We start from the raw sequence: 13,138 nt of genomic DNA on the forward strand, positions 1-13,138 counted from the left end.
GTGCAACCTGTCTCCGCCGAACCGCCAGGCCCCTCCGCCCGGCGGTCGCGACGCTGTTTATCTGCGATTCTTGCCTGCTACGCATTACATCCGGCGCTGGTCTGCCACCAGCTCAGAGGGCTGCCAGCTGTACCGTCTCCGTCTGGCCCAGACAGTCAAGCTGACGCATCAACTCCTGATTCACCGAGGCACGCACGCTTTCCGCCGCCTGATGGATGGCATTGGTCACCGCCTTGACGTTCGAACCGCCATGACAGATCATGGCCGTGGCACAGATCCCCAAGAGCGGTGCACCACCGTATTCGGCGTAATCGACACGCTTTTTAAACGCGTCGAACGCCGGTTTGGCCAGCAGATAGCCCAACCGTGAACGCCAGCGTGACCGCAGTTCACCGCGCAACATCTGACCAATGGACTCGGCCAGCCCCTCCGACACCTTGAGCACCACATTGCCGACAAAGCCGTCACACACCACCACGTCTACCGCGCCACTGTACAGATCGCGGCCCTCGACATAGCCAATATAGTTCAGAGGCTGGGTCTTGAGCCGCTGGTGGGTTTCGCGGGTCAGATCGTTGCCCTTCTTCTCCTCGCTGCCGTTGGAAAGCAGCCCGATACTTGGACGGACTCTCCCCATGACATGACGGGCATAGACATCACCCATCAGAGCAAAATGCTGCAGATGAGACGGACGACAGTCGACATTGCCTCCGACATCCAGAATCAGCGACTGCCCCTTCATCGTGGGAATGATGGTGGCAATGGCCGGCCGTTCAATACCGGCAATTCGCCGCACAACAAACATGCCGGCGGCCATGGTGGCACCGGAATTGCCGGCACTGACCACAGCATGAGCCTGATTCTGGCGCACCAGTTCAAAGGCCACCCGGATGGATGAGTCCTTTTTTTTGCGCACCGCGTCCGAAGCGGCATCCTCCATCGTCACCACCTCGGAAGCGTGGTGGATCTGCAGCGGCAATCCCTCAATAGCATGATGCTGCAACTGCTGGGCAATGCGCTCGGCATCGCCCACCAGAATAATGGTCATGCCCCAGCGACGAGCCGCTTCAACCGCCGCAGCCACCTCGACGGCCGGAGCGTTGTCGCCTCCCATGGCATCCACTGCAACGACTACAGAACGCATCGGCGTCAGCCAGCCTTTCGTCAGTTGGCGTTGCCCAGAACGTCACGGCCCTTGTAAAAACCGCAGCTGGCACAAGCACGATGCGGCTGCGTCGGCTCGTCGCACTGAGGACATACCGACAGACCGGGAGCGCTCAGAGCGTCGTGGGCGCGGCGGCTATCACGTTTGGCTTTCGATGTTTTTCCCTTGGGTACAGCCATGAACAGGGTCTCCTTGTTGTGCAATCCGGTTTAGGGTGCCAATCAGCCGCCCTGATGGCAGCAAACAGGCGTTTCAGAAGTAAAAAACACGAAGCTGACAGCAGCTTCGTGAACGAACAGACGTCTCTGGACAGAGAACCGGGCAAAACTAAACCGATTCCTGTCTACTTTTCAACCTTAAAATCCTTCAGCGCCGCAAAGCTCAGGCGCGCCGGTGGCAGGGCACAGTCGCACCGTTCACGGTTGCGGTCAATGCCGCACTGCGGGCAAAGCCCCTGGCACTGCTCCGAACACAGGGGATAGGGCGGCATAGCCAGCAACAACTGCTGTTCGATCTCGCCAGCCACATCGATGGTTTCGCCATCGTAGAGTTCCAGCCCCATGTCATCGGCAGTCAGCCCGTCCTCTTCATCTCCGTCACAGGCAACTTCCGGCAACTGCTCGGCAAAGGCCTGGTGGAACCGCACATTCAGTTGCTGGCGGCACGGCGCCAGACAACGCGAGCAATCCTGTTCCACCTCCAACTGAAGCTGGCCTGTCACCTCAATCAGTTCGGCGCAACGGCTCAGCTGCAACCGGGCCCGGACCGGTGAGAGAAAACGCACCTGGCCACCATCCTGCAGCGCGGCCAAGGCCGGGAAGGACGCAACCGGCTCCTGCAGCTCCAGATCAAGCGGCTGGCGTTTAAGTTCCCGCACATCGATACGCATAACGTTTTCTCCCCCAAAATGAAGGCGGTCAGTATAGAATCTGCCCTTGACTTGTCAAGAAATTTTCCCGGTCCCCCAACCGCTATTCGCAACCCTTCACAGGGAGTCCGCATGCCGTTCCCACCCCCGCAAAGAAACCAGACACAGCAGGCCGATCCACTCCTTGACCGCCTGCGCGCCCTTATCGTTCAGTTGCGCTCGCCTGGAGGTTGCCCCTGGGACCAACGCCAGGACTGGCAGAGCCTGGCACCTCATCTGCTGGAAGAATGTTACGAGGTACTCCAGGCCATCGACCTGCAGAATGGCCCGCTGCTGTGCGAGGAACTGGGTGATGTCTTGATGCTGCTGGTCTTTCTGGCCGAGATCGCTGCAGAACAGCAGCTGTTCGATTTCGATCAGGTCATCGAGGGCATCTGCGCCAAGCTCATCCGTCGCCATCCGCATGTCTTTGAAAAGTCGACAGCGCTGAGTGACAGCGAACTGCATCGCCAATGGCAGCAGATCAAACAGAGCGAGCGCCAAAACGTCCGTCCCCCGCCCACGGCCGGCACTGCCCGTCCCTTGCCAGCCCTGCTGCAGGCGCAACGCCAACTGCAGCCTCCGGCCGGCGCTGACCAGGCTTCGCAACTGTTAGCACAGCTGACTGAGCGCCTGTCCGCCACGGCCCGTCAACCGGAACAGCTTGACGCCCCCGGCTATGGCGCCCTGTTGGCCGAACTGGTACGCTGTGGCCAGAGCCTGCAACTTGATGCCGAAAGCTGCCTGCGCCAGCACCTTGCCAGGCTGGCCACACAGGGGCAGATCAAGGAAGAAAAATCTTGACAGCGGCAAAAGCCAACCAGTTCGGCCCAGTTACCCCACTTCCCCACACGGCCTGTGGATAACCTGTTCACAACGCTGTGAATGAAGCTGCCTGGCGCCATGCCGGAGGGGTCTGCATCATTTTGCCTATTTTTTTTGCACTGTTTTTATGTAAATAATTTCGATTACTTAAACGAGATTCCGCCAACATAGCCGCTATAGACTGGCTTTTTTGGGTACTCCTGAGCCGAAAAATGAACAAAGCCAAACGAAAGTGACGAAAATGTTTATAAAACTGCTGTTTGCCTTCATTTCCGTGCCGCTGCTGGAGCTTTATGTGCTGCTGCAGATCGGCCGCTGGCTTGGTGCCCTGCCAACCATCGCCCTGGTCATCGTGACAGCCATCTGCGGTTCTGTCCTGATGCGCAGCGAGGGTCTGCTGACCCTGCAGCGCATCCAGCTCAGCCTGCAACAGGGACAGATGCCGACGGAGGAACTGCTCGACGGCCTGCTGATACTGCTCGGCGGTCTCTGTCTGCTGACCCCAGGCTTCTGCACCGATCTGTTCGGTCTGTCGCTGCTTCTGCCCTGGAGCCGGCCCCTGCTTAAAAGCGCCCTGCGACGCCTGCTGGAACGACATCTGCGAGGCTGTCAGATCGAAATCCGTCTGCCCTAGCCAAAAAAGCGGCACCACAATACCCCCAGGTCAGCGATGCGGCCGGCGACGGTGCGGCTTTTTTGCAAAGATCACCCTCAAAAAACTGCGGCCAGCCGTCAGGCAGGCGGTCGCTGTCCAGTTACCAGAAAAACAGGATAAACCTTTTCTCCACCGGCGCGCTGCTTGCGGATACAATGCGCCGTCATCGCCCGCACCGCCACCAGCCCCTGCTGGCGCAGCTGTTGCTGCAGCAACTCGCGGTCAATGCCGGCATGTGCTACCCCCTCACCCTGATCATGAAAGTCGCCGTCCTCCAAATCCAGATCGGCCAGCGCCAGATAGCCGCCGGGGGTCAGGGCTGCCACCAGCCGGGCCACCACGGCGGCGTAATCGGGCACATGATGCAACACCATGCTGCTGTAGATCAGTTCGAAGGTGTCCCCTGGTGGCAGCAGAGTGTCGTCCGTTGCCAGAAAGGTCGACACCCGCTCACCCTGCCCCAGCTCACGGGCCTTCTGTTCGAATACCTGCAGCATGGCCGGCGCCCGGTCGACCCCGGTCAGCGTTGCCAGTTGCGGCAGCAGCAGATAGCTCACCAGCCCGGTACCACAACCAAATTCGAGCGCCCGTGGGCTGACTGCCAACGGAATTTCGCTGCGGATAGCCCCGGCCACCGCCTGGGCCAGCAGCTGACGCCGGGGTTTGGCGTCCCAGCTCTGCGCCACGGGATTAAAATCCTTGATGCGTTTATCCTGGGTCATGATTCCCTATTCTCCTTCGTTGAAATACTCACACCAGCCGTCCCATAAAGGAAAATACAACGCCGCCCGACAGGGCTGTTGCGGTTGCCACTGGCGGTAGAGCCACAGGTAACGCTCCAGCTGCGGCCCGTAACGCTCCAGCTGCCGCGCATAGAAAACGGCATGGGCTTCGCCGCTGGCGGGTACGGCGCTTTTGTAATCGACGATCAGCCGTTCACCGCTGCGGGCGTCGACAAAACTACGATCAACCACACCCTCGATCCATTCGCCATCACGCCAGCCGGCCAGAGCCTGTTCGCAGACCGCCAGAGGATGCGGTTGCAACAGCCAGGCGCCGCGTTCACTGGCCAGCACCTGCTGCAGGGTTGCAAGAAGTTCGCGGCTGAGAGCCTCGGCCCGGTCGGCGAATCCCTGTTGACGACAGTGCTGTAACAGCTGCGGCTGCAGCTGGGCCAGCGCCTGCGGTTGCTGCCAGCAGGGCTGTTGTGCCAGCAGGGCCAGCCACTGATGCAACAGCGTGCCCGCCTGACGCGCCTGCCAGCGGGCCAGGGGTTCGCCCATTTCGTTCTGCCACCGTCGGGTCAGCCCTGTAGCAACCGCTAACGCCGGCGCGGGCAGCTGCGCCAGCGGCCGGCGCCACAGGCCCGGCGGTGTTTCCGGCAAAGACGGTAACCTGTCGCGTTCAGCGCTTTCACCGGCCAGCGAATCGGGCAAGCGGGCAAGAAAGTCTTCCTCCACAGCCGGCCACAGCAGCTGCAACAGGCTGCCGGCCGGCGGCTGGGGCGACTGTTCCGGGCCGGTCAACCGCAGATGACCGAACAGATGCAAGCCCTTGCGGGCCCGGGTCAGCGCCACATACAGTAAACGCACCCGTTCATGGGCTTCCCGCTCGGCCTCGATCCGTTCAAGCAGGGCATAAACCGGATCGGCCGCCGTCTGTGTCAGGGTTCCCAAAGGTGCCAGCAGCAAGCCGGCCTCCACATCCTCCTGCCAGCTCAGCAAACGCCGCTGGGGCGGACGGGTGGTCAGGCCCAGACCAGGCAGCAGCACCTGATCGAACTCCAGACCCTTGGCCTTGTGGATGGTCATCAGACTCACCCGGCAGTTGAGCGGCGCCGCCAGGCGTGCCGGGGTCTGCCGCAACAGCTCATCGAGCCGGGCAAAGTCGACCAGATCCCCCCCCTGGTCGCAGGCATCGAACACCTCGGCCAGCTGATCCAGACAGGCCCCTTCAGCCGACGGGTAACAGGCCGACCCTGCCAGCAGATCCCAGCAGTCACGCACCCAGTCATACAGCGGTTGCAAACCACGCTGGTGCTCTGCCCGCGCCAGGGCGGCAGCCAGCCGCAGCAGCCGCGCCTGGCCCTCGGGCGACAGTTCGCCCAGCAATTCCGGCTCTTGCAGCTGCGCCAACAGATCGGCCTCGGGCCGCTGGGCAATACGGGTCAGATCAGCCAATTCCAGACCGCACAGGGGCGAACGCAGCAGTGCCAGCAAACTCAAGTGATCACCCGGCAACAACAGGGCCCGCAGCAGCAACACAAAATCCATCACCAGCGGCCGCTGCCCTAGCGCTGCCAAATCCTGCGCCTGACACGGCAGGCCGGCCTGGTGCAACGCCCGCAGCAGCGGAGCCACCTGACTGCGCGCCCGTACCAGGATCGCCAGCCGGTCCTGCGGCTCACGCTGCAGCAGTGCCTCCACCAGCGCCGTCAGTTGTCCCGCTTCGGCAACAGCGTCCCGCCCCAGCTGCGGGTAGAACGTAACCGCGCGACCCGGCAGAGCCGGTAATGCCGCCGTACTGGGGCTGAAGCTGACAGCACCGTCAGCGATACTCTCCTGACGGGGAAACAGCTGACTACAGCAGAGATTGGTCCAGTCAACCAACTGCTGCTGAGCCCGGAAATTGGTACAGAGTTGCAGGGATTCAAGCCGCACCGGACCGATACCGTCGCGCCCGGCACGCAAAAACAGCCCCACCTGAGCCTCGCGAAAACGGTAAATGGACTGCATCGGATCGCCAACGACAAACAGGCTGCGGCCGTCCCCGGCTGACCAGCCGACCGTCAACCGTTCCAACAGATCGAACTGCAACCAGGAGGTGTCCTGAAATTCATCCACCAGAATATGGCGAATCTGGTCATCAAGCTGCAGCAGCAGATCGGTCGGCTGCCCCTCCTCGACCAGCGCCTGGCGCGCCCGCAAAGCCATTTCGCAAAAATCGATCTGGCCGTGACGGGCAAAGACCAGCCACAGCCGCGCCACCAGCGCCGGCAGCAGCTGCCACAAGGCTTCGAGCACGGCCGCCGCCGCATCGGAATAGCGCGGTGGCGGCAGCTGGCGCAACTGCTGCCAGTCCTGTGCCGGACAGCGGTCGGCCAATTCAGCCAGCAACTCAGTCATCCGGTCCTTCATGCGCGCCGCCGTCCCCTTGCCGGGCGGAAAACCTCCGTTTTTATCCAGCCGCCGGCGCCACTGACCGGCTGCCGTCAACAGCAGTTCGGCCAGAGCCTGCCAATCGGCCAGTCGCTCTGCCAACGGTTGCGGAAAGGTTTCAGCCCGGTAATTCGTTAGCGGACTGTCGCTACGGCCAACCTGCTCAGCCGCATAGCGCATCAGCACCTGCAACTCCGCCCGCAACGGATCATCAAGCTGATGCCACAGCCGCGTCAGAACCAGCTCCACCCGCTGGCACAGGGCCGCTTCCAGCGCCGCCCGATCCGGTTGGTGTCCGCTGGCTGAGAGATGACGCAGCCACTGATCGCGCCGCTGCAGCAAATCGATCAGCAAGTCCTCCAGCAGAGCCGTGCGGTTGTCCAAGTGGCACACCAGTCGTGCCACCGCCGCGTTGAGTTGGGCATCTTCATGATGCAGATGGAGGGTCTCAGCCACGGCCTGGCGGTAAAGGGCCTGCGGCTGCGGCTGAACCTGCGGCAGGGCGCCCAGCCGGCTGAGCCAGGGCATGCGCCGTACCAGACTGGCATTGAAGCTGTCAATGGTCTGAATGGCCAACTGATCGGGGAACTGGCGCAGATTCCAGCCACTCTGGGCATCTCGGGCCAGGGCGGCGCAGGCCAGCTCACGCGTGATGCGTGCATGGGCTGACAGCTCGGCCGGCGCAGGGGTTGCCGCCTGATCGAGGGCGGCAAGGATGCGGTGGCGCATCTCCGCTGCCGCCTTGCGGGTAAAGGTCATCGCCAGAATTTGTTCAGGCTGATCGACACCGGCCAGCAACGCCAGATAGCGCTGAATCAACAGTTCGGTCTTGCCCGAGCCGGCCGGCGCCCGCACCAGACAACTGCAACGCGGATCGATGGCCCGGCGGCGCTGTTCAGCATCCTTCAGCATCGCTACCCTCCTGCTGGTCGCGCAGCGTGATCCGACACAGCGGCTGCAGATCACAGTTCCGGCAAACCTGTGGCTGGGCCGGCTGCACGGCAGCGGCGCCATCGGCCACGGCCTGCGCCAGCGCTTCGATCTGGTCACGCCACTGCTGACACAGCTCGCGCCAGTCACCAACCGCCAGTGGCTCAACCCCCGGCAGATCGTCCAGCGTCCCCAGGGCGGCAAACCGGCAGTCATCCGGCCGCAGCTGGGCAAAGGCCACGCCAGCGACCGGGCCCGGCAAGGGAGCATAGAGCGCATAGAGCGGCAACTGTGGCTCCAGCAGGGGCAGCTGCTGCAACACCCTGGCACTGCTGCGAGCGGTTTTGTAATCGATGACCAGGACCGAACCTGCCGCACTGCGATCAAGCCGGTCACAGATCAGCCGCAGCTGCAGCGGTCCGACGCTGACCTGACAGACCTGCTCCAGCTGTTCCACGCTGAAAGCACCCCGCTGCCGTTCCAGCCGCTGCCATTGCAACGCCAACTCCAGCAAGCGGTCAGCCTCCAGCGGCCAGAACTCGCGCTGCTGCAAATCCGGCCAGACGCCCGCCGAAGACGATGCCAGATCGGCCAGCAACTGCTGCAGCAGCTGACGGCAAGCGTTCTCGTCCCGGTGCAGCAAGGCGACGCTGCTGCCGAGCTGCTGCCAGAACTCCTGCAGCAAACGATGGATCAGGGTGCCGCGCTGGCGGGCATCGAAGCCACCAGCCGGCTCCTCCAGCGCCCGCAGGCCCAGTCGATGGCGGGCATAAGCCTTAAACGGACAGTGCGCCTGGTCACGCAACAGGGCTGCGCCACCGCGCGCCGGATCGCCAGCGGTCACCAGCGGCAGACCACGGCTGTCATTTTGGCACTCCAGCGCCACCACAGGCGGCGCGGCGGCCAGGGCGCCAGCCGGTTCCGGCAGTGGCGGCTGCTGCAGCTGCAGCAATGGCGAGGGGCGCCGCTGAATAGCTGCCTCGTCGGCACTGTCGCGACGGGAGCAGCTGAAACAAACCGTGCTGGCAGCGCCGGCCAGGCGCTGCAACTGCTGCCGGGCAAAACGCAGTTCGCGGTCCTGGCTGGCCCGCGGCATGTCGAGCCGCTGTTGCAGCCAGCGGGGCAGAAAGGGCTGAGGGTCGAGGGCGGCGGGCAGTTCCTGATCGTGCAGGCCCATAACCCAAAGCGCATCGGCTTGCAGACCGGCACTTTCCAGCAAACCCACCACCTGCACCGGCTCATCGGCCGCCTCGGGCTGAAACAGGATCTGATCGGCCAGTTGTTCCAGCCAGGCCAGTGCCTGGCGGCGATCACAGACCGGCAACACGCGATCAAGGCTGCACAGAGCCGGCAACAGTTTTTCCTGCCAGCTCTCCAGCAACTGATAGGTGGCGCTGTCAAGGGCCCGCTCACCAGGCCAGCCGGCCTGCTCCAGCCAGGCACTAAAACGCCCGGCCCAGGCCGAACAGGGCAACCGTTCGCGGCAGCAGCTCTGTTGGGCCAGCAGCTCGGCCAGGCGCACGGCAGCAGTATCGACCGGCTGGCGCCGCAACAGATCGACACAGGTGGCGCAGTCGGCCCGGCGCAAACGCGCCTGCCGCAGAGCCAGATCAGCGCGGACCCGCTGCTCCCGTTGACTGCAACCGCCCGCCAGAAACGGCGAACGCAGCAAATAACTCAGTTCGCTGCGGGCCAGGGGCTCCTGTACGCTTAGAAAACGCAAGGCGGTCTGGATGGGCCCGAACTGGCTCAGCGGTCGACCGAGCGACAGGTTGGCTGCCACCTTGCGGCGAGCCAGCGCCCGGCTCAGAGGCTGGCGCAGCGCCTCCAGCCGGGGGACCACGATCAGACGTCGGCCGGGGGTAACCGCCGCCCAATCAACCAAGGCCGTCAGTTCATCATTCAGGCTGTCGAACAGGCGAAAACGGGGGGGCTGGGGCGGCGCAGCGGCAACGGCGGGTTCAATCAGTTGACAGCCACACTGGCGCAGCTGATCGCACAGCTGATGGAGATCCGGTGCCATTTCATCAAAACCGGCCAGGACCAGCCGTTCCGGTGGCGTCAGGCGACCGGCAGCAAAGGCCTGGCACAGATAAGGTGGCAGGGCCGCCTCGTCCAGCCAGTCCTGCTGGCGGCAGTGAACCAGATAGGCCTGCTGCCAGCGCACGAAGGCCTGTTCCTCGGCTCGCGCCGGCGCGTAGCGTCCCACCAAGCGATAGGCACAGCTGAGGCGATGCGCTGCCATGGCCTGCTCGGCCGTGGCGCCCAACTGCAGCAGTTGCAGGCCACAGCGGGCAGCATCGTCACGGATCACCTGCTGCCACACGGCCTGCTGCTGCGGCCGGTTGAGCAGTCGGCCGGGCTCACCCAGTAGCGCCAACTGACGGACAAACCAGCTGGCCAGATCCTCCACCAGCGGCACCGGCCAGGCCATGGCCTGCTGGCGACAGTGTTCGTAATAGTGCTGCAGCAGATGGCGGGCCAGCCGGCGATTGACCGTGATGATGGGGGTGGCGGCCTGCAATTCAGGCCACAGCTGGGCAAACAACGCCATGGTTACACCTTGGGGAGGGGAATTTGACAAAAACGCGCTGGCGATCAGCCGTCGTTTGCGTCGGGCACAAACCGCAGCCGGTAAACCAGTCCGGCCAGAGCGTCGCCCAGATAGAGGGCGCCATCGGGGCCAATGGCCAGCGCCGTGGGCAGCCCCTGCAGGCGGCGACCATTGTGCCAGCCGCGTACCAGATCAATCCCCCAGCCCAGGGGCTGACCTGCCTCATCAAGGGGAACACCCAGCAGGCGATAGCTGCCAGCCGGCCCATCGTCCCCCTGCCCCTGCACCACCAGATAAAGCATGGCACGCAGCGGTGCAGGCGCAGCCAGAGAGCTGCCAAACTGCAGCGCGGTCGGCAACAGTGCCGGCGGCAGCTGCAGCAGCGGCGCGACTGTCTGCTGGCACACCGCGGTGGTCCCCCAGGTGACATCGGGCTGCTGGCGGCCGAAACAGAAAGGCCAACCGTAATCGGCCTGCGGCCTGACCACATTCACCTCATTGGGCAGCCGGGTAAAATCGAGTCGCGGCGGTGCGACCTCCGTTGCCCAGACCTCGTTGCGCAACGGATGCCAGGCCAGCCCGCCGCACTGATGCAGCCCCACGGCATGCAACTCCGCCGGTGCCGCTGCCGTGGCCGGCAAGTCGATCCGCAGCAGTGTGCCCAGCCGCCAGTCAGTCAGCGGCGGCTGAACACCGATACCGGCCACCGGCAGATACAGAGTCCGGCCTGACGGGCTCAACAGGGGACGGTATTCACCCGCCGCGGCGCGGGGCAGCTTTAGCCCCAGCGCCTGCAACGGTGCCCCGCCGCGCGGCAGGCGCACGACATCGGTAGCGGTCGCCAACAGCATCCGGCCATCCTGCCAGCACAACCCCATGGGCCGGTCGAGGCCATCGACAACCAGCCGGCGACGATCATACCAGCCATCGGCGTCACTGTCGGACAGGCACAGCACCCGCCCCAGAGCGGTCTGGCTCAGCCACAGGCGTCCCTGGTCGTCGAATGTCAGGGCCCGCACATCGGCAACGGCGTCGGCTACCACCGTCAGCTCGATGCCCTGTGCCACCTGCAACGACAACGCCGGCAACAGCCGCCGCGGCGTCGCACTGCAAAAACGGATCGAATCAGACTGCAGCGGCAGCAGCGTCTTGAGCCAGGGGCCAAGCTGCTCACGGGCAACCGCATCCTCATGCAAGCGCAGCACCCTCACCTCGGTCAGCGGCGGCGGCCACAGTCGCTGCTGCAGCGCATACGCGCTCAGCACCGACAGGGGAATGGCAATAATCAGCACACCACGCCCGAAACGGCGGCCGAACAACGCCAGACAGGCACCAATGGCGAAGGTGGCCACAAACCAGCTCAAAGCCGTTGGTAGCGGCAACCGTGGCGCGGCCAGGGCAAGCAGGACCGCTGCAGTCTGCAGCAGCAGACAGGCGCAGAAAAAAAGCAGCCCCATCATGCCGCCCTACCGGGTACGCGGCCGCACCGGCTATTGACCCAGCACCACACCAGGCACCAGATAATTGCGCACATAGTCAGCGACGGCATCCGTCAGGTGATAGCCCGTACCGGCGTAGCCGGCTCGCCGCAGCCGGTCGGTATTGGCACAGGTATAGTACTGGTAACGGTCGCGCAGTTGCGACGGCATGCCGATATAGTCAATGGCCGGCTCGCGCCCGAGGGCGGCGAAAATGGCCCAGGCCAGCTCATTCCAGCTATGAGCCTGGCAGCTGCCGATATTGAACAGGCCATTGACCTGGGGATGATCAAGGAAAAACAGGGTCATGTCGACCACATCCTTGACGTAGACGAAATCGCGCTGCTGCTCACCATCGGCATAGTCAGGGCGATAGGATTTGAACAGACCGATGCGGCCGGTGGCGACAATCTGCTCATAGGCCTTGATCACCAGCGAGCGCATTTCACCCTTATGGTATTCGTTGGGGCCGAACACGTTGAAAAACTTCAGCCCGACACAGGAATCAAGCAACCCCTGCCGACGGAGCCACAGATCAAACAGATGCTTGGAATAACCGTACATGTTGAGCGGCCGCAACTGTTCCAGAGCGGCGGCATCATCATCGAAGCCCTGGGTGCCATCGCCATAGGTGGCCGCACTCGAAGCGTAGATGAACCGTGCTCCGCTACGCCGGGCCAGCAACGCCATCTGCTGGCTGTAGGCGACATTGTTCTGCATCAGATAGCGGGCGTCCCGTTCGGTGGTGGCTGAACAGGCTCCCAGATGAAAAATAGCGTCGAGCGGCAGCCCCCGTTCGCCCAGGTGCTGTCCCAGGCGATCAGCCAGCACCAGCTCAAGAAACTGATCCTTTTCCAGATAGTCCCGGTAACGCAGCGGCACCAGATTCTTCCACTTGTCCCCGTTTCCCAGCGCATCGACAATCAGAATGTCCTCGTGGCCCAGCTGATTCAGCCGCCAAACCAGAGCACTGCCGATAAAGCCGGCGCCTCCCGTGACTACAAGCATCGCTTTGACTCCTTTGTTTTGCAGTAAAAGAGAATCCGATGGCCGGCCCGGACCACCACAGTGGCCCCGCCGCCAGCGCCGGATTCTAGCACGAGCATCGGCCAGGACCGGATCTTTTTAGTCTATTCAGGATATAACGGCGTTATGCCTCACCCTTCTGCCAGCCCGACAATATTTTTCGCGACAGTAAAAAATGATGGTCAGAACTGCCAGCAAGCTGATACGGTGCGGCAGGAAAAATCCGAGCAAGCTTCCCTGAAAACAGCTAAACAGGGTTCTGTTTTTTTAGTTGCCACCGTCCCCCACCCGCCTTTTCGCCTTGACAAGAACGCAAGCCCGAGACTATCTTCCGTTTTTAACATCATTAAAAGAGCTGTGGCGCAGTGAATACCTGACAATGTCGCTTTGTTGCTCCCAATGGCGCCTACCGATTTTTACCGCGACTAAAAAAGAAAGGG

11 protein-coding genes are annotated in these 13,138 nt (G+C 63.0%); 3 read left to right on the top strand and 8 right to left on the bottom strand.

The genetic code is table 11. From position 1 onward, the window contains the following. Positions 1 to 112: 112 nt before the first annotated feature. From plsX to BLR80_RS05625, 3 genes are all read right to left on the bottom strand, one after another. Positions 113 to 1,144 carry a phosphate acyltransferase PlsX gene (gene plsX, locus BLR80_RS05615; RefSeq protein WP_092077127.1) on the bottom strand — a complete coding sequence of 344 codons (1,032 nt, stop codon included), beginning with the start codon at positions 1,142 to 1,144 and terminating at the stop codon, positions 113 to 115. A 20-nt stretch (positions 1,145 to 1,164) separates the two neighbouring features. Then, positions 1,165 to 1,344 (bottom strand): 50S ribosomal protein L32, encoded by a 180-nt coding sequence (gene rpmF / locus BLR80_RS05620; RefSeq protein ID WP_092077129.1) that lies wholly within the window; start codon positions 1,342 to 1,344, stop codon positions 1,165 to 1,167. A 164-nt stretch (positions 1,345 to 1,508) separates the two neighbouring features. Then, positions 1,509 to 2,054, bottom strand: coding sequence for a YceD family protein (locus BLR80_RS05625; RefSeq protein ID WP_092077131.1), 546 nt, complete (start codon positions 2,052 to 2,054; stop codon positions 1,509 to 1,511). A 111-nt stretch (positions 2,055 to 2,165) separates the two neighbouring features. Here BLR80_RS05625 and BLR80_RS05630 point away from each other — a divergent pair, with 111 nt between their 5' ends. Both BLR80_RS05630 and BLR80_RS05635 read left to right on the top strand, forming a co-directional pair. Further along, positions 2,166 to 2,876, top strand: a complete 711-nt coding sequence (locus tag BLR80_RS05630; protein WP_171906336.1) for a MazG family protein — start codon at positions 2,166 to 2,168, stop codon at positions 2,874 to 2,876. A gap of 262 nt (positions 2,877 to 3,138) precedes the next feature. Further along, on the top strand, positions 3,139 to 3,531 hold the full coding sequence (locus BLR80_RS05635; protein WP_092077135.1) for an FxsA family protein: 393 nt from the start codon (positions 3,139 to 3,141) through the stop codon (positions 3,529 to 3,531). A gap of 98 nt (positions 3,532 to 3,629) precedes the next feature. Here the strand turns inward: BLR80_RS05635 and BLR80_RS05640 are convergent, their stop codons facing one another. From BLR80_RS05640 to rfaD, 5 genes are read right to left on the bottom strand one after another with little or no spacing between them, the layout of a single operon-like run. Further along, positions 3,630 to 4,274, bottom strand: a complete 645-nt coding sequence (locus BLR80_RS05640; RefSeq protein ID WP_092077137.1) for a class I SAM-dependent methyltransferase — start codon at positions 4,272 to 4,274, stop codon at positions 3,630 to 3,632. A gap of 6 nt (positions 4,275 to 4,280) precedes the next feature. Beyond that, positions 4,281 to 7,622, bottom strand: a complete 3,342-nt coding sequence (locus BLR80_RS05645) for a UvrD-helicase domain-containing protein (RefSeq protein ID WP_216095182.1) — start codon at positions 7,620 to 7,622, stop codon at positions 4,281 to 4,283. Beyond that, positions 7,606 to 10,194 carry a PD-(D/E)XK nuclease family protein gene (locus BLR80_RS05650; RefSeq protein ID WP_092077141.1) on the bottom strand — a complete coding sequence of 863 codons (2,589 nt, stop codon included), beginning with the start codon at positions 10,192 to 10,194 and terminating at the stop codon, positions 7,606 to 7,608. Before BLR80_RS05650 ends, BLR80_RS05645 begins: the two co-directional genes overlap by 17 nt. A gap of 44 nt (positions 10,195 to 10,238) precedes the next feature. After that, positions 10,239 to 11,654, bottom strand: coding sequence for a PQQ-dependent sugar dehydrogenase (locus BLR80_RS05655; RefSeq protein WP_143012086.1), 1,416 nt, complete (start codon positions 11,652 to 11,654; stop codon positions 10,239 to 10,241). Positions 11,655 to 11,684: 30 nt separating this feature from the next. Then, positions 11,685 to 12,680 carry an ADP-glyceromanno-heptose 6-epimerase gene (rfaD, locus tag BLR80_RS05660; protein ID WP_092077145.1) on the bottom strand — a complete coding sequence of 332 codons (996 nt, stop codon included), beginning with the start codon at positions 12,678 to 12,680 and terminating at the stop codon, positions 11,685 to 11,687. Positions 12,681 to 12,824: 144 nt separating this feature from the next. Here rfaD and BLR80_RS12655 point away from each other — a divergent pair, with 144 nt between their 5' ends. Next, positions 12,825 to 13,067 carry a hypothetical protein gene (locus BLR80_RS12655; RefSeq protein ID WP_143012087.1) on the top strand — a complete coding sequence of 81 codons (243 nt, stop codon included), beginning with the start codon at positions 12,825 to 12,827 and terminating at the stop codon, positions 13,065 to 13,067. The last annotated feature ends 71 nt before the right edge of the window (positions 13,068 to 13,138 follow it).

The organism is Desulfuromonas thiophila, assembly GCF_900101955.1.
Taxonomy (GTDB): Bacteria; Desulfobacterota; Desulfuromonadia; order Desulfuromonadales; family Desulfuromonadaceae; genus Pseudodesulfuromonas; species Pseudodesulfuromonas thiophila.